Genomic DNA, 16,498 nt, shown 5'->3' with positions numbered 1-16,498 from the left:
CCCATCCGATATGCGGGGAAGGAAGCGGAAGACAGCAATGCCTGAGTCCAACTGGCAGAAGTCCAGCTACAGCGGGGCTTCGAGCGAGTGCATCGAGGTCCGTACGGCCAGCGGCGCGGTCGAACTCCGCGAGTCCGACCAGAGCCACCTCGTCCTCCGCACCACCCCCACCACCTTCGCCGCCCTCCTCCACGGCATCAAGGCCGGCGAGTTCGACCGCCACGCCTGAACCCTGTGCGCAGGAAGTCGGCCCGCCCGACTTCCTGCGCAGACACCCCATCGAACCGCTCCGACGCCGTCGTCCCCGGCGCCGGGGACCGTTGTTCGCCGCCCGGCGGGCCCTTGCGCTCCGCAAGGACCCGCCGACAGAGGGACCCTGCTTCCTCAGTGATCATCAGGCGGCACCCGCCAGGACCTGACGATCACCCGGTGTGCCGCCGGACCGTACACGGCGCTCTCCGCCAGCGCGTCCCATGCCCGGGTGTGGAGCGCGACGTCCGCCGGATCGTCCAGCCACATCTCCGCGTGCCAGGACTCGGTGATCACCAACGTGCCGTCATGGATCGAGAACCCGACTCCCACAGGCACTTGCAGATCGGCCTCAAAAGGAACGATTCCCAACCGGACGTTCCCACCCGCCAGCCACGGCGTCAAAGCCCTCATCTGGGCGGCCATCACGGCCGGCGGGCAGAGACGGGACAGGAGCGCCCCTTCCCACACCAGGAAGTGGAACGAACGCGAGCGATCGGCGAGCACCCTCTGGCGCTCCATCCGAGCCGCCACCGCCGCCTCGACATCACGGATCGAGGGATGAACCCTGGTGTACCGGGCGAGGACCGCCCGAGCGTACTCAGCCGTCTGCAGCAGGCCGGGAATGAGAGTCGGATCGAACGACTGACGATGCCCGGTCTTCTTTCCCTGCGCGGCATGCGCCTCCTGCACGGGTCGTGCGCCACCCGCGAGCTGGCGCCTCCACGACCGGTACTGCGTCTCCAGCGTCCGTAGTCGGCCCACGAGTTCGGCGGCGGCGTCAGGCTTGCCGACGGCCTCCGCCCACGCGACAAGATCCGCCGTGCCGGGCGACTGCCTTCCATTCTCCAACGTGCTGACCTTGGACTGCGGCCAACCCAACAACGCGGCCAGGGCGCGGCCGGACAAGCCGCTCTCGGTGCGGAGTTCACGCATCCGGGCACCGAGAGCAACCCGTGCCTGCTGAAAGTCGGTACTCACATGACGGAAACTACCTGAGCCCGGAACTCCGCGTAGCGCACCGCGTGGTGCCAGGCGGCGTCACGGGCCCGGCAGGCGCGAGGGAGCACCACACCAACCGCCCACCGCAGGAGAATATTCGAGAATCATCACTCACTCCACGTGATCCTCCGGGCATCCTGAGTCAGCCTGATCGACTTCGAGGGGAGTGGCCATGAGCCGACGACTGCGGTACATCGGGAGCACCTCGGACAACAACGGATGCCCGACGCTCTACGAGGACGCGGACACCGGGGAGGTGATCGTGCAGGGAGACCTGGTGACCGATCCCGACGAGATCGCCCAACTCCGCGCCGTCAAGCCCGGCGAGGGATTCGTGACCGTGCCGCGCACGCTGCTCGCCGACTTCGCGCCGCGCGACGTGGACCGCGAACGCGTGCTGGTCGGCTACGACGAGTTCGAGGAGATGTTCACGACCTTCCAGCACACGGCCTTCCGGCTGGAGACCCGCCGCCGCTACCGGTCGGACGAGGAGTCCGAGACCTACCGGCAGTTCGTGGCCGGACAGGCCCCCGCGTGGGACCTGGACCACCCCTGGTGCCGCACGCGCCGCGAGCAGACGGACCTGGGCAAGCGGTTCGAGCGGGTGCGCATCATGGACAACCCGCCCACCGTCGGGCAGCGGTACCTGCTCAACAACTCCGAGCGGAACGGCCTGGTCGGCGAGGACATCCGCTACCTCTGGCGCGCCGACGCCGAGCGGCTCGGCCTCCCGGCGGAGGACGCCTGGCTGTTCGACTCTCGCTACCTCGCCCTGCTGCACTTCGACGCCGAGGACGACATCACCGAGATCGAGGTGATCACCGACCCGGTGAAGGTGGCCCGCGCCTGCCAGGAGCGGGACGCCGCCTGGCACTACGCCACCCCGCACCGCGAGTTCGCCGCTGGGGTACCGTCCGGCATGTGAGCACCGACTTCCAGCACGCCAGAACCGCCCTCGGCCTGCGGCTCCGTGAGCTGCGCGCCGAGGGCGGTCTCACTGGTCGGCAACTGGCCGACCGGCTGGGCTGGACGCAGTCCAAGGTCAGCAAGCTGGAGACCGGCCGGCAGACGGCCACCCACGACGACCTCAAGGCGTGGGCCGAAGGCGTCGGGCAGCCCCGGGCGGCGGCCGAGCTGTCGGCGAGGCTGCGCGCCTTCGAGTCAGGAACCCGCTCCTGGCGGCGGCAGTTGGCCGCCGGGCACAAGCCGGTGCAGGACACGCTGACCGCCGAGCACGACCGCTCGACGGTCATGCGCGCATGGCAGAACTCCACGATCGTCGGCCTGCTCCAGACACCCGACTACGCCCGGCACGTCTTCAGCGCCTTCGTCGACCTCCACCGGTCACCGCGCGACGTCGAGGAAGCCGTACGCGCCCGCGTCCAGAGGCAGGAGAGCCTGTACCGGCCGGGCCGGAAGTACCACATCGTCATGTGGGAATCCGCGCTGCGCGGTCTGATCTGCCCCCCGGCCGTGATGGCCGCCCAACTCGACCGGCTCAGCGGCGTGATCGGGCTGGACACCGTCTCCCTGGGCATCGTCCCGTTCGAGGCCTCGCTCACCTTGCCGCCGGCCAACGGCTTCTGGATCCACGACGACCGGCTCGTCATCGTCGAGGACTGGCACGCCGAACTCTGGCTCGACCAGCCGGACAACGTGGCGCTGTACCGGCGCGTCTGGGACACGCTGGCCGGCTCCGCCGTCTACGGCGCCGACGCCCACCGGGTCATCGCGCGGTGCCGCCGGGCTCTCGGGGACGGGTGAGGAATCCCCGCGAACTCCGCTCCCAGCGGCTCGAATACCCGAGAATCACGCGCCCGCCCTCGCATCGGACACGCCTAACGTGCTCACTGACACCCGTGAGCGGCACGGGAGTCGACCGACAGCAAAAAGGGGAAGCGCATGCCCGAGTTCGACGGTGGCAAGCACGGTGGCGGCCAGGGCAACGGCCAGGGCGGCGGTCAGCAGGACGACTCCAGCAGCGGCAACAAGCACGGTGGCGGCGGCAGCGACGAGGGCGGGAACACCTCGGACGGCAGCGGCCCGACGTCCGGGCACTGACGCGTGAGCGACCGGCACGAAGCGGAGGCCGGCCGGGCCAGGCTGGCCTCCGCGCTCATCGCGAACGGGTCCCTCGCCCCCGACTGGCTGGCGTCGTACCACGCCGTTCCGCGCCACTGGTTCGTCCCTGACCTGATCTGGCCGGGCCGGGCGGACGGGGTGCGCCAGGGCGAGTCCGTGCACCGCTTCGCCGATCCGGACGGGTGGTTGGGCGCCGTCTACTCCGACGCGCCGCTCACCACGCAGTGGGACGACGGCGAGCACAGCGGGTTCGACCGGGGCACCGTGCCCACCTCGTCCAGTTCCATGCCGACCATGGTGTTCTCCATGCTCGCCGCCCTGGGCTTGGCGGACGGCGACCGGGTGCTGGAGATCGGCACCGGCACCGGGTGGAACGCCGCTCTGCTCTCCCACCGCGCGGGGGCCGGGAACGTCGTCTCGGTCGAGGTGGACGAGGACAGCGCGGCCGCCGCACGGCACCGGCTCGCCCGCGCCGGGTACCGGCCCCGGCTCGTGGTGGGCGACGGCTCGGAGGGCTTCGCCGACGGCCCGCCGTTCGACCGGGTGATCGCCACCTGTTCGGTCCACCGGATTCCGTACGCCTGGATCGAGCAGTCCCGGCCCGGCGCCGTGATCGTCGCCCCGTGGGCGCCCGAGTACGGCGGGGAGGCCGTCGTCCGGCTCACGGTCGGCGACGACGGCACGGCGAGCGGCCGGTTCGTCAGGTCGTCCGCCTTCATGCGGCTGCGCCGGCAGCGGACCGTTCGGCCCGGCAGCCTGGAGTACCTGTCCGGGCCGTGGCCGGCCGACGGGGCGGTCTCGTCGACGGCCCTCTCCCCCGACGCCGTCGGCGGGTGGCCGGCGATGTTCGCCATCGGCGTGCAGGTGCCCGGCGCGTTCCCGCTGACCGAGCGGTACGCCGACGGCACGTACACGCTGTGGCTCCACGACACGGCCGTCACGTCCTGGGCCACCGCCGACTGGGAGCCCGGCCGGACCGCCTACGAGGTGGTGCAGTCCGGACCCCGCGGCCTGTGGGACGAGGTGGAGGCGGCCTGGCGCTGGTGGCGTCGCCGGGGGCAGCCCGGCTTCGAGCGGTTCGGGCTCACCGCCACGCCCGAGGGGCAGACGGTGTGGCTGGACAGGCCGGACAACCCCGTGCCGGCGCCGCACTGACCGGAGTGGGAAGTCGGCCCGGCCGACTTCCCACTCCGCGCCCCCGCCCTCCCCCGGGCGGGGGGCGCGACCGGGCGGGGGCGCGACCGGGCGTACGTCTACACCGCTCCGCCGAGCCGCTGGTAGAGGACCTGCCGGGACTGCCGGGTGCGGCTCACGAGGCCGGCCCGGTGGAGGATCTGCAGGTGGTACGAGGCCGTGGCCGGGCTCAGGTACAGCCGCTGCGCGAGCTCCGTCGTGGAGCGCGGCTGGCTCAGCTCCGCCAGCAGCCTGCGCCGCATCGCGCCGATCAGCGGGTGGTCCCGCTCCGGTGCCAGGCAGTCCACCGGCCCGGCCGGGTAGACGATCAGCGGGGTGCGCGGGGCCGGCACGCCGGGCGGCTCGCCCGCGCAGAACAGCGCCCAGTCGACGAAGACGCTCGGCGTCAGGATCACCCCGTCCGCGTCCACCGTCAGCCGGTGGATGCTGCCCGTCCGCAGGTGCACGATCAGCTCGCCCTCGCGCCACTCCAGGTTCGGCGCCAGGTGGTTGAGCGCCTCGGCGAGCCCGGACCGGGCGATCTCCGACGCCCGCGCGGTGACGTCGGCCTCCAGCCTGGCCCGGATCCCCGGCCACGACGTCGCCAGTGCCCCGTGCCAGAACCGCGCCATCTCGTCGGCGAGGCGGCGCGCGACGTACTCCTCCCCCCGCTCCAGGGCCCGCAGCAGCTGCCGCGGCGGCGGGTGGCCTGAACCCCGGTCCCACGCGTGCCCGTTGACGGCCCCCGCCAGTTCGTAGTGGACCCGTTCCCGCGGGGTCGTCGCGATCTGGTGCAGCGCCGTGTCGATGTCGGTCAGGAACGCCGGGGGCTCCGGCCGGATGAAGTCCGGCGCGTACCCGAGCGGACCGCCGCCGCCGACCACGGCCAGCAGCCCCAGCCGGTTGCGGGACAGCGCCTCCGTCGCCCTGGCCCGCCACTGCGGGGTGAGTGTGCCCGGGCTGAAGCCGACGAGGCGCAGCAGGTCCTTCGCCGCGCCCACCGGTGAGACCGCGAACCTGACGCCCCCCAACCCCCGGGCCCCCAGGCGGATCCGGATCACGAGCGCTCCCCCTTCGCCAGCCCCTTCGAAAGAAATCGAATCATTCGATCGGTCGATCGGCTTGGCGTTTGCTGGATTCACCGCACAGTCCAGCCCCGAGAGGAACAGGACCCGTGATCGTTCACAAGAAGCTGGCCGCCGTCGCCGTCGCCACGGCGGCCCTCGTCGTCGGCGCCACGGGCGCGGCGTCCGCCCAGGGCGCCGGGTCCGCCGGTGGTACCGGTGGTGCCGGTCACGTGGCCTGGAGCCAGGGCCAGGCGCCCGGCACCCAGGCCGGCACCCAGGCGGGCACCCAGGCCGGCGCGCTCACCGCCGGCCTCTACGTCCGGATCTACAGCCTGTACCGGGGGACCACCGGCCAGTGCCTGGACGCCGACGCCACCAACGGCGGCAACGGCACCCGGGTGCAGGTGTGGGGGTGCAACGGCACCGCCCAGCAGGAGTGGTTCCTGTCCACCGACGGCAGCCTGGAGAACGTGCGGTTCCCGGGCATGTGCCTGGACGCCGACACCAACGGCGGCGGCGGCAACGGCACCCGGGTGCAGCTGTGGCAGTGCAACGGCACCACCCAGCAGAAGTGGTACCACCCGTCCGGGGACCTGGCCATCTACAACGTCCGCTACAACAACGGCAACAACACCGTGCTGGACCGCGACATCAACGTCGCCGGCAACGGCGCCCAGACCCAGCTGTGGGTCAAGAACTTCCAGTCCCAGCAGTGGTGGGACATCCGCACCGCGTGACGCCGACCCGGAGGAGACCACCCATGCCAACCAGTGGCCACAGCACAGCGGCCCGCCCCCGGACGAGGCTCGGCACGGGGACCCTCGGGCTCCTCGCCGCGCTCGCGTTCGCCGTCGGGGCGACGCCGGCCTCGGCGTCGGCGCCGACCACGACGGGGCAGGGCGGCGCGGCCTCGTCCCCCTCGGTCAGGGACGGGGAGATCGTGGAGCTCTGGAACTACAACAGCCAGCACTGCCTGTCGGTCGGGGCCGGGAGCACGGCGGGCGGGGCCGGGATCATCCAGTGGTCCTGCTACGGCGGCGCCGAGCAGTACTGGGGCCTCTACCCGATGCCGAACTCCGGTGGCGGCTACGAGATCGTGAACAAGAACAGCGGCAAGTGCCTGGCCGATCCGGCGAGTTCACCGAACGCCGGCGTCCAGCTGATCCAGTACGGCTGCGACAAGGGGCCGGAGCAGACCTGGTACTTCGGCTCGAACCCGGACACGGGCTTCGCGCAGATCAGCAACCGGGCGAGCGGCCTGTGCGCCGCGGTCGGCGGTTCGAGCACGACGCCGGGCGCCCCGGTCGTCCAGTGGCCCTGCACCGGCGGCTCCGAGCAGCGGTGGACGACGTCCGGTTGACGGCCGGACGACCGGACGGCCGCCGGTGACCGGGTCTCGCGGCTTCTCCCCCACGAAGCCGCGAGACCCTGCCCGACGCGGCCCGGACGGCCACCCGTCCGTTCGCCGTCAGAGGCGGTCGGCGTCCAGGACGGCCCGGGCGAAGGCCTCGGGTGCCTCCTGGGGGACGTTGTGGCCGGCCTCGGGCAGGGTGCGGTGGAGGTACGGCCCGGTGAAGAGGTCGCGGTAGGAGGCGCCGTCGCCGGGGGCGGTGAAGGGGTCGCGGCCGGGGTCGAGGGTGACGGTGGGTACGGCGATCCGGGGGCGGGCGGCGAGCCGGTGCTCCAGCTCGTCGTAGCGGCGCTCGCCGTCGGCCAGGCCCAGGCGCCAGCGGTAGTTGTGGATGACGACCGCCGCGTAGTCGGGGTTGTCGAAGGCGGCGGCGGTGCGCTCGAAGACGGCGTCGTCGAAGGCCCAGGTCGGCGAGACCTGCCGCCACACCAGGCGGCACAGCTCGCGGCGCCTGTCCCGGTCCTCCATGGCGAGGCGCCCGCGTTCGGTGGCGAAGTAGAACTGGTACCACCAGGTGTGCTCGGCGGCGGGTGCCAGCGGCTCCTTCTGCGCCTCGACGTCGGTGATCAGGTAGCCGCCGACCGAGACCAGGGCCCTGACCCGCTCGGGCCACAGCGCGGCGATGATGTCGGCGGTGCGCGAGCCCCAGTCGAAGCCGGCCAGCACGGCCCGCCGGATGCCCAGCGCGTCCATCAGGGCGAGCACGTCGAGGGCGACGGCGGACTGCTGGGCGTTGCGCACCGTGCGGTCGGACAGGAAGCGGGTGCTGCCGTGGCCGCGCAGGTAGGGGACGATCACGCGGTGGCCCCGGGCGGCGAGCAGCGGGGCGACGTCGATGTAGGGCCTGTCTTCAAACTCCCGTCGTTCGCCCGGAGGGCGGGCGGGGCGGCGATGGGGTGCGTGCATCGCAAGGCGGAGGAGGGAGCCACTGCGGAGCATTGGCGACCGACGACAACGCGGCGAGGTGCGTGCCCCGGCGTCGCCCCGCAGACGCGAGTTTGAAGACAGGCCCTAACTGTGGATGTCGTACGGCCAGCCGTGCAGGCAGATCACGGCGGGGCCGTCGGCCGGCCCGTCCTCGGCGTAGCCGACATCGAGCACGCCTGCCCGGACCCGGGCCAGGCGGGAGAAGCCGGTCCGGCCGGGCACGGGGGACCCGGCCGGACCAGCGGGGGCGGCAACCCCGGCGGCCCCGGCGGCCGGTGGCAGGGCGGCCAGGGACAGCGCGGTGGTGCCCGCGCCGAGTCCGACGGCCCTGGTGAAGGTGCGCCTGTCGATCATTCCGGTTCCTCCGCCTTTGCGAACATGCCGTCCGGGACCATGAACTGACGGTTCGCCAACGTACCGGACCGCCGCCGGGTGCCGTGGGCGGCGCCCGGGACGGCCGGGGCACGGGTGGCGCCCGGGGCCCCGCCGGAGCGGGCCGGACGGGACCGGGTGGGGGTGAGGGGGCCTGGGTTGCGGGTGGGGGCCGGGGTGGGAGGCAGGCGGCGGCGACGGCGCCCCGGCGGCGAGCCCCGGGCGCGGCCACGGCATGATGTGCCCATGGCCTTCGCACCCCTCCTCGGCGAGCGCCGCGCACGTGAACCCGCCGGACGGCCGTGAGCCGGCCGGTCGAGCCGGGATCGCCCGGCGCCGGATTCGCGTTCGTGGGACGTCAACCTGAACTGGACCGTCTCACCGACTCCATGCTCCGCCCGCCCGCCGTCGTCCTGATCGAGGGCGAGGCCGGCCTGGGCAAGTCCCGCCTGGTGGCCGAGGCCGCGGCCCGGGCCGCCGCCGCGGGCCGCCGGGTGCTGACCGGCTTCTGCCACCCGCTGCGCGAGCCGCTGCCCTTCGGCCCGGTGGTGGACGCGCTGCGCGGCGTCGGCCCGTTCCTGCCGCCTGCGGACCGCATCCCGGCCAGTGCCGGGGCGCTGCGCCCGCTGCTGCCGGACCTCGCCGACCGGCTCCCGCCCCCTCCCCCGGGCGCCCCCGGCGAGGGCCCGCCGGGGCTGCGGCTGCTGGTCCAGGCGGTGCGGGCGCTGCTGGGCGCGCTCGGCGAGACCGTCCTGGTCGTCGAGGACCTGCACTGGGTGGACGACGCGACCCGCGAGCTGCTCCTGCTGCTGGCCCGGGACGTGCCGCCCGGCCTGGCCCTGGTGCTCACCTACCGGGCCGAGGACCTTCCGCCGGACACCCCCGTGCTCGGCGCCGCCTACCGGCGCCCGGCCGGGGTGGGCGGCGCGCTGCTGCGGCTGTCCCCGCTCGCCGAGGCCGAGGTGCACGAACTGGCGCGGGCCGCGCTCGGCCCGCGCGCGACCGCGGCCCTCACCCGGGTGCTGTTCGAGCGCAGCGAGGGCCTGCCGCTGGTCGCCGAGGAGGACCTGATCACGCTGGGCGAGCGGCGCGGCGCCGACGCGCTGACCACCGCCGCGGACCTGGCCGCCGACCTGGAGCAGTCCGAGGTGCCGCGCGGCCTGCGCGACGCCGTCACCGAGCGGCTGGCCGTGCTGTCCCCGGACGCGGCCGCGATCGCCTGCGCGGCCGCGGTGCTCGGCGTGCCGGCCGGGGAGGAGCTGCTCGCCGCCGTGGCCGGCCTCGACGCACAGGCCGCGGCGGACGGCCTGACCGAGGCGCTGCGGGCGGCGGTGCTCAACGAGAAGCCGCTGGCCCGGTACGGCTTCCGGCACGTCCTGGCGCAGCAGGTGGCCTACCGGCGGCTGCCGGGGCCGCGGCGCGGCGCCCTGCACCGGCGCGCGGTGGCGGCGCTGGGCGCGCGCGAGCCGAGGCCGCTGGTGCAGATCGCCCATCACACCCTGGCGCTGGGCGATCGGGCGGCCTGGCAGGAGGTGGCGGAGGCCGCCGCCGACCAGGCGGTGGCGCTCGGGGACAGCGGCAGTGCCGGGCCTCTGCTGCGCCGGCTGCTGGACGAGCCGGACCTGGACCCGCGCCGGCGCGGGCGGGCGGCGCTGGCGCTGGCGCGGATCGCCGCCGACGGGGTGGACTCGCTGGCGAGCGCCGCGACGCTGACCGCGATCATCGCCGATCCGCGGCTGCCTGTGCCCGACCGGGGCGAGATCCGGCTGTCGCTGGGCTTCCTGATGGCCGTGCACGGCGGGGACCGGGCCGGTTTCGACCGGATCGAGGAGTCCCTGGAGGAGCTGGAGCAGCGCCCGGACCGGGCGGCCCGGGCGATGGTGGCGCTGGCCATGAACGAGCGCGACGGCGCCGGCGAGCGCGCCTGGCAGTGGCTGGAGCGGGCCGAGCGGGTCCTGGCGGCGAGCCCGGACGAGGAGGTGGCGGCGGCCGTACGGGCCACCCGGCTGACCTTCCTGGCCCGCGAGGGCGACCCGTCGGTGTGGGAGCGGCTGGAGGCGCTGCCGCGCAGCTCGGAGCGGCCGGAGATCGTCCGGCAGACCACCCGGGCGCTGTACAACGTGGGCGAGATCGCCGTCGAGCTGGGCCATGACCGGCGGGCCGCGCGGCTGTTGGAGGAGAGCCGGCGGCTGGCCCGGCAGGCGGCGATCCCGTACCTGGAGTGCTACAGCCGGATCGCGCTGGCGCGGCTGGACGGGCTGGCCGGGCGGTGGGAGGGGCTGGAGGAGCGGCTGGCGGCGCTGGGCGCCGAGTTCCCGGACCTCGCGATGGCCGGCATCGAGCAGGCGCTGCTGCTGGGCCGGCTGGCGGCGGCGCGCGGGCAGCTCGCGGTGGCGTACGCCCGGTTCGCGGAGGCGGAGCCGTACGGGGAGCGGGAGTCGCAGGTGACCGGGGCGCTGCGGGTGGCGGCCGGGCCGGCGGCGCTGCTGCTGGCGGAGGGCGACGTCGCGCGGGCGGCGGCGGTGGTCGCGCCGGCGCTGGACACCCTGCGCGCGGCGGGGGCCTGGCCGCGGGCGGCGGAGCTGCTGCCGGTGGCGGTGGAGGTGCTGCTGGCCGGGGGCGACCGGGCGGGCGCGGCGGAGCTGGCCGGGCAGGCGGGGGCGGGCCTGGAGGGCCGGGACGCGCCGGCCCCCCTGGCGGCGCTGGCCTTCGCCCGGGGCCTGCTGCTGGCCGACGGGGGCGACCCGGCGGGCGCGGGCGCGGAGTTCGTCCGCTGCGCCGGGCTGTGGCGGGAGATCGGGCGCCCGTACGAGGCGGCGCGGGCCCAGGAGCGGGCCGCCGCGGTGTCGGCGGGGGTCGACCGGGTGGCGGCCGGGGAGCTGATCGGCGCCGCCGAGCGGGCCTACCTGGCGCTGGGCGCGGCCTGGGACGCGGCCCGCTGCCAGCGGCTGCGGCGCGAGCTGGGCCTGGGGCGGGCGGCCTCGCCGGGGCGGCGCGGCTACGGCGAGCGGCTGTCGCCGCGCGAGCGGCAGGTCGCGGCGCTGGCGGCGCAGGGCGCGGCGAACCAGGACATCGCCCGGGCGCTGTTCCTGTCGACCCGTACGGTCGAGCACCACGTGGCGAGCGCGCTGCGCAAGCTGGGGGTGGGCCGGGCGGGGCTGGGCGAGGCGCTGGCCGCGGAGGACGGGGCCTCCTGAGGAAAAAGGGGGTCCCGCCCGCTCCCTCAAGAGGCGGGACCCTGTCCGTGGTGTCGGCCGTGCCGGTGGGTGGGTGGACGGTCGGCCGTGCCGGTGGTGGGTGGGTGGCCGGTCAGCCGTGCCGGTGGTGGCCGGCGCGCTCGACGAGTCGGGAGAGCCGGGCCAGGCGGGCCAGGCCCGGGCGGCGCAGGCCGCTGCCGCTGCGGCGGGCGGGCAGGACCAGTCCGGGGTCCGGGGCGGTGAAGTGCGCGTCGGCGTAGAGCCGCAGGCGTTCGCGACGGGTCATGGGGGCGACCTCCGGGGGGTGAGGGGTCGTCGGCTTGGGCGGGTTCCAGGAAACCGGCTGGGCCGGGGCGGGAACAATGCGTACCGCTACCCAATCCCCCGTACCGAATCCTGGGTACCCACCGCTCCCCCGGACCGGCGGACGGCACACCCCGGGCCGTCCGGCCACCGGTGCTGACCCGGGCGGGTGAAGAAACCACCCGTCAGGCTTCGATTCCCGCCGGCGCAGGTACGAGGTTCTGCTGTCCGTGTCGCCTCCCGACAGCGAGGTTCCCGTGTCACCTGTCCGACGGCTGCGGCCGCGTCCACCGCACGTCCTGTCCGCGCTGCTGGCGGTGGTGCTCGGTGCGGGCGCCGCGGCCCTGGCGCCGCCGCTCGCCGCGGGGGCGCCGCACACCGGGCACGCCCGGGCGGCCGCGAAACCGGCGGTCAAGGCCGCCGCGCCGAAGCCGCGCGGGGCCGGGACGCAGCGTCCGATCGGCCCGGACCCGGTGGTCGACCTGCTGGCGCACGGCAACCTCACGATGGCCTCCAACTCGGTGCTGACCTGCGACGACAGCGACGGCACGGTCTGCTCGGACACCGAGGGCTCGAACAACGGCCGGACCAAGTTCATCAAGGTCGACCCGAACGCCCCGGGCCCCAACGCCGCCTCCGCGCAGCTGCTGCTGCCGGCCGGGGCGAACGTGCTGTCCGCCCGGCTGTACTGGCAGTTCAACCCGACCAACACCAGCACCGCGGGCGGCACCTCCGGGGACATCAACAAGGGCAACCAGGTGTCCTGGAAGGTCCCGGGCGCGAGCGGCTACCAGCAGGTCACCGCGGACACCTACGACTGGTTCGACCAGAAGGTCGGCGGGAACCCGCCGGAGCCCCTGCTGGCCGGCGGGGCGGTCAAGGACGTGACGGCCGAGGTCCGGGCCGCCGGCCCGGGCAGCTACACCGTCGCCGACATCCAGGCGTGCGCCGGCCGCTCCTCCGCGCAGAACTACGGCGGCAACAACGTCGGCTGCTGGGGCGGCTGGTCGCTGGTCGTCGCGTACGAGGACCAGGCCGAGCCGCTGCGCTACCTCCAGGTCTGGGACGGCTACCAGCTGCTGCGCGACCCCGACAACTCGACCACGCTGACGCTCGGCGGCATCCGCACCCCCGCCACCACGGCCCCGCGGGCCACCATGGGGATCACCGTGGGCGACGGCGACGCGCCGATCGCCGGGGACACCCTGGCGGTCGGCTCCACGCCGGAGAACCTGACCCTCCTGCCGATGCCCGGCCCCAACGGGGTCGGCACCGACAACGCGTTCACCAGCCGGATCGACCACGTCGCCGCGGACGGCACCGGCACCAACATCACCACCCGCGACCCCGACCCGGTCAACAACTACGGCTACGACGCCCGGATGATCGACGTCACCGGCAAGATCCCGGCCGGCAGCGAGCAGGCCCTGGTCCGGATCAGCGGCGCCGGCGACGCCCTGGAGCCGCAGGCCGCCTGGCTCGCCCTCGACGCCCTCGAACCCGACCTGCGGATCACCAAGGCCAACACCCCGCCCGGCAGCCCCGACGACAACCCGCCCGGCCTGGTCGGCCCCGGCGAGACCATCACCTACACCTTCTCGGTGGCCAACCGCCGCCAGGACGGCAGCAGCACGGACCTCGACACCGCGACCGGCGTCACCCTGACCGACACGATCCCGGCGGGCACCACCTTCGTCCCCGCCTCCAACCCGGCCTGCCAGGCCAGTGGGCAGACCGTCACCTGCACCGTCCCCGACCTGCCCCCGGGCGCCGAGGCCAACGTCGCCTTCCAGGTGACCGTCGACGCCTCGACCGCCGTCGGCACCCACCTCGACGACACCGCCACCCTGCGCTTCGAGGGCAGCCAGACCCGGCGGGCCCAGGAGCGCACCAGCAACACCGTGCGCAACACCGTGGCCGCGGTGCCCGGCTACACCGTCCTCAAGACGGCCACCCCCACCACCGCCAAGCCCGGTGACACCGTCCGCTACCGGATCCAGGTCACCAACACCAGCCAGGTCGACGCCCCCGGCGTCACCCTCACCGACGACCTGTCGGGCGTGCTGAACTCCGCCGCCTACGACAACGACGCCGCCGCCGACCGCGGCCAGGTCCAGGTCTCCGGCACCACGCTGACCTGGAGCGGGGACCTGCCGGTCGGGGCCACCGCGACCATCACCTACTCCGTCACCGTGCGCTCCACGCTGACCGCCGACGCCGTGCTGCGCAACGCCGTCACCTCCACCACCTACGCGAACAACTGCGCGCAGGGCTCGACCGACGCGCGCTGCCGCACCGAGGTCCCGGTCACCGTGCCCAGCCCGAGCCCGTCGCCGAGCCCGTCGCCCAGCCCGAGCCCGACGTCCTCGCCGAGCCCCGGCCCGACGACCTCGCCGCAGCCGAGCCCGAGCCCGACCCACACTCCGCCGCCCGGCCACGGCGGCCAGCTGCCCGAGACCGGGAGCAACGCGGCCACGGTCCTGCCCTTCGTCGGCCTCGCCGCGCTCGGCGCCGTCGCGGCGGGCCTGCTCCTGCTGCGCAGGAGCCGCCGCACCCGCTGAGCCCCGCACCCGCACCCGCACCCGCACCCGCACGACCCCACGGCCGCGCCCACGCCCCCCGCGTGGGCGCGGCCCCGTGCTGTCGTCCGCCACCGGGCACGCCGCGGCCCCGCACCGCCGACGGGGGCGCTGCGGGGCCGGCGGTACGGGGCCGGGGCGCCGGTCAGCCGCGCGGGGCGGTGTCCAGGGCGCGGGCGTCGGCGGCGATCAGGCCGGCCCGGTCGGCGACGACGCCGCGGCCGGCCTGGTCCTCGGCCCAGGCGGCGAGCGGCCGGTACTGGCCCTGGCCGAGCATCGTGGTCAGGGTGGCGACGGCGTTGCGGTCGGCGCCGGAGGTCAGCACCAGGGCGGCCAGGCCGGTGGGGGTGGCGGCGACGGTGAACCCGGTGGTGGTCTCGGCGCGGCCGCCGGGGCCGGTGGCCTCGGCGCGCAGGGTGTGCCCGCCGAGCGGGAGGGCGGTGGCGTCCAGGGCGGTGCCGGGCGCCAGCTCCTTGCCGTCCAGGGTGAGGCGGACGGTGTCGGCGCCGGTGGACTGGACGGCGGTCACCGGCCGCGCGGCGCGGTCCAGGGTGGCGCCGGCGGCCGGGGAGGTGATCGCCACGGTGGGCGCGGCGGGCCGGACGGGGGCGCCGCCCTGGAGCCAGGCGCTGTTCCAACCGGCGAGCTCCGCCGGGCGGTTGGTGATGACGCCGTCGACGCCGGCGGCGTCCAGGGCCTTCCAGCGGGCGGCCGAGTCGACCGTCCAGACGTTGACCGCGACGCCGGCCGCGTGCAGGTCCTTCACCACGTTCGGGCGCGCGGCGAGGCCGGCGTCGGACGGGTTGTAGGCGGACAGGCCGAGGTCCCTGGCGACCGCCACCGGGTCGGCGTCGAAGTCGCCGCGCAGCAGGCCGAGCGGCAGCTCGGGGGCCAGCTCGCGGGTATAGCGCAGGGCGTCGACCTCGAAGCTCTGGACGAAGACCCGGCCGGTCATGCCGTGGTCGCGGACCTCCTTGACGATCCGGGCGACCTCGTCGCGGCTGTGCTGGCCCTTGATCTCCAGCAGCAGGTTGCCGCCGCGGGTGCGCAGGTCCTCCAGCTGGGCGGCCAGGGTGGGGACGCGGGCGCCGGCGTAGGCGGGGCCGAACCAGGAGCCGGCGTCCAGGGAGTCGATCTGGGCGGCGGTCAGGTCGCGGATGCGGCCCTTGCCGTTGGTGGTGCGGTCGACGGTGTCGTCGTGCAGGACGTAGGGGACGCCGTCCTTGCTGGGCTGGACGTCGTTCTCGATCCACTCGGCGCCGCCGCGGCGGGCGATCTCGTCGGAGAGCAGGGTGTTCTCGGGGGCGGCGGAGGAGGCGCCGCGGTGGGCGAAGACGGTCAGCGGCGCGCCGGCCGGGCGCAGCCAGCCGCCGGGGGCGAGCGCGGTGACCTTGAGGTCGTCGAAGGAGACCGTGGAGCCGTTGACCACCAGGGCCTGGCCGCCGTCGGCGCTGCGGGTGACCAGGGTGGTGCGCAGGGCCTCCTTGCCGTCGAATATCCAGAGGGCGGTGGTGCCGTGGACCTCGACGGCGATGCGCACGTCGCGGCCGGTGCCGGCGGCGGTGGGGGCCGCGGCGGTGTTGGTGACGTTCCAGACGTTGGCGGGGGTGCGCTGGGCGAATTCCAGGCCGTTGGCGGCGGTGGTGCCGGTGCGCATGGTGGCGATCGACCAGGGGGTGACGCCGGACGCGGGGACGTCCAGGCCGAGGGCGGTCCAGCGGGCGTTGTCCTGGACGCTCTCGAAGCGGGCGGTGGCCTCGATGCGGAAGTCGTCCAGGTGGCGGCCGAAGGTGATCCGGCTCTGCTGCCCGGAGTTGGCGGAGGTGCCGACCAGGCGGCCGCCCTCGACCTTCCAGTCGCCCTCGACGGCGGTGAAGCCGGCCGGCAGGGCGGGGCCGGAGAAGTGCTCGTCGAGGACGACCTCGCCGGGGGCCGGGGCGGCGCCGGCCGCGGCGGCCGCGGGGGCGGCTTCGGCGGAGACGGCGCTGGGGACGTTCAGGGCGACGGCGGTGAGGCCGAGCGAGGCGGCGACGGCGGCGGCGAGCAGGCCGGTGCGGCGGGCCGAGCGGGGGCGGTGACTCTGTGTCATGCGCCGCAGGTTAGGGGCGATTGCCGAACCGGGCGCCACGATTCCGG

14 protein-coding genes and 1 pseudogene are annotated in these 16,498 nt (G+C 75.0%); 9 read left to right on the top strand and 6 right to left on the bottom strand.

Annotated features, from left to right (window positions below; all coding sequences use genetic code 11):
• Positions 1–37: 37 nt before the first annotated feature.
• The gene (locus ACFY4B_RS36155) at positions 38–229 is read left to right on the top strand and encodes a DUF397 domain-containing protein (RefSeq protein ID WP_387975055.1); all 192 of its coding nucleotides are present in this window, start codon (positions 38–40) and stop codon (positions 227–229) included.
• 155 nt (positions 230–384) lie between these two features.
• On the opposite strand, the gene ACFY4B_RS36150 is transcribed toward ACFY4B_RS36155, so the two are convergent.
• Positions 385–1,230: a helix-turn-helix domain-containing protein gene (locus ACFY4B_RS36150; RefSeq protein ID WP_387975052.1), complete on the bottom strand. Its 846-nt coding sequence runs from the start codon at positions 1,228–1,230 to the stop codon at positions 385–387.
• Between the two features lie 193 nt (positions 1,231–1,423).
• On the opposite strand from ACFY4B_RS36150, the gene ACFY4B_RS36145 reads away from it, so the two are divergent.
• The 4 genes from ACFY4B_RS36145 to ACFY4B_RS36130 all read left to right on the top strand — a co-directional run bounded on the left by ACFY4B_RS36145 (position 1,424) and on the right by ACFY4B_RS36130 (position 4,488).
• A complete protein-coding gene (locus ACFY4B_RS36145; protein WP_387975049.1) occupies positions 1,424–2,176 on the top strand; it encodes a DUF6879 family protein in 753 nt (250 codons plus the stop codon).
• Positions 2,173–3,015: a helix-turn-helix domain-containing protein gene (locus ACFY4B_RS36140; protein ID WP_387975046.1), complete on the top strand. Its 843-nt coding sequence runs from the start codon at positions 2,173–2,175 to the stop codon at positions 3,013–3,015. Before ACFY4B_RS36145 ends, ACFY4B_RS36140 begins: the two co-directional genes overlap by 4 nt.
• A gap of 138 nt (positions 3,016–3,153) precedes the next feature.
• Complete coding sequence (locus ACFY4B_RS36135) at positions 3,154–3,312, top strand: hypothetical protein (protein ID WP_387821348.1); 159 nt, start codon at positions 3,154–3,156, stop codon at positions 3,310–3,312.
• 3 nt (positions 3,313–3,315) lie between these two features.
• A complete protein-coding gene (locus ACFY4B_RS36130; RefSeq protein WP_387975043.1) occupies positions 3,316–4,488 on the top strand; it encodes a methyltransferase domain-containing protein in 1,173 nt (390 codons plus the stop codon).
• 98 nt (positions 4,489–4,586) lie between these two features.
• Here ACFY4B_RS36130 and ACFY4B_RS36125 read toward each other — a convergent pair whose 3' ends face one another.
• On the bottom strand, positions 4,587–5,567 hold the full coding sequence (locus ACFY4B_RS36125) for a helix-turn-helix domain-containing protein (RefSeq protein WP_387975040.1): 981 nt from the start codon (positions 5,565–5,567) through the stop codon (positions 4,587–4,589).
• Positions 5,568–5,680: 113 nt separating this feature from the next.
• On the opposite strand from ACFY4B_RS36125, the gene ACFY4B_RS36120 reads away from it, so the two are divergent.
• Entirely contained in the window at positions 5,681–6,310 is a 630-nt protein-coding gene (locus tag ACFY4B_RS36120) for an RICIN domain-containing protein (RefSeq protein WP_387975038.1), read from the top strand.
• Between the two features lie 23 nt (positions 6,311–6,333).
• Positions 6,334–6,933, top strand: coding sequence for an RICIN domain-containing protein (locus ACFY4B_RS36115; RefSeq protein WP_387975035.1), 600 nt, complete (start codon positions 6,334–6,336; stop codon positions 6,931–6,933).
• A 108-nt stretch (positions 6,934–7,041) separates the two neighbouring features.
• On the opposite strand, the gene ACFY4B_RS36110 is transcribed toward ACFY4B_RS36115, so the two are convergent.
• Together ACFY4B_RS36110 and ACFY4B_RS36105 are read right to left on the bottom strand one after the other, a co-directional pair.
• Positions 7,042–7,890 (bottom strand): alpha/beta fold hydrolase, encoded by an 849-nt coding sequence (locus tag ACFY4B_RS36110; RefSeq protein ID WP_387975032.1) that lies wholly within the window; start codon positions 7,888–7,890, stop codon positions 7,042–7,044.
• A 108-nt stretch (positions 7,891–7,998) separates the two neighbouring features.
• Positions 7,999–8,265: pseudogene (locus ACFY4B_RS36105) on the bottom strand (alpha/beta hydrolase); the annotation flags it as partial.
• 368 nt (positions 8,266–8,633) lie between these two features.
• Here ACFY4B_RS36105 and ACFY4B_RS36100 point away from each other — a divergent pair.
• Entirely contained in the window at positions 8,634–11,480 is a 2,847-nt protein-coding gene (locus ACFY4B_RS36100) for an ATP-binding protein (RefSeq protein WP_387975029.1), read from the top strand.
• A 112-nt stretch (positions 11,481–11,592) separates the two neighbouring features.
• Here ACFY4B_RS36100 and ACFY4B_RS36095 read toward each other — a convergent pair whose 3' ends face one another.
• Positions 11,593–11,766, bottom strand: coding sequence for a hypothetical protein (locus ACFY4B_RS36095; protein ID WP_158077773.1), 174 nt, complete (start codon positions 11,764–11,766; stop codon positions 11,593–11,595).
• A 274-nt stretch (positions 11,767–12,040) separates the two neighbouring features.
• On the opposite strand from ACFY4B_RS36095, the gene ACFY4B_RS36090 reads away from it, so the two are divergent.
• Entirely contained in the window at positions 12,041–14,344 is a 2,304-nt protein-coding gene (locus ACFY4B_RS36090; RefSeq protein WP_387975026.1) for an LPXTG cell wall anchor domain-containing protein, read from the top strand.
• 163 nt (positions 14,345–14,507) lie between these two features.
• Here the strand turns inward: ACFY4B_RS36090 and ACFY4B_RS36085 are convergent, their stop codons facing one another.
• Positions 14,508–16,451 (bottom strand): glycerophosphodiester phosphodiesterase, encoded by a 1,944-nt coding sequence (locus ACFY4B_RS36085; protein ID WP_387975023.1) that lies wholly within the window; start codon positions 16,449–16,451, stop codon positions 14,508–14,510.
• Between the last annotated feature and the right edge of the window lie 47 nt (positions 16,452–16,498).

It is taken from the genome of Kitasatospora sp. NPDC001261 (assembly GCF_042896795.1).
GTDB lineage: Bacteria > Actinomycetota > Actinomycetes > Streptomycetales > Streptomycetaceae > Kitasatospora.
Note: the sequence above shows the minus strand (reverse complement) of the source record. Positions and strands in the feature narration are given on the sequence as shown.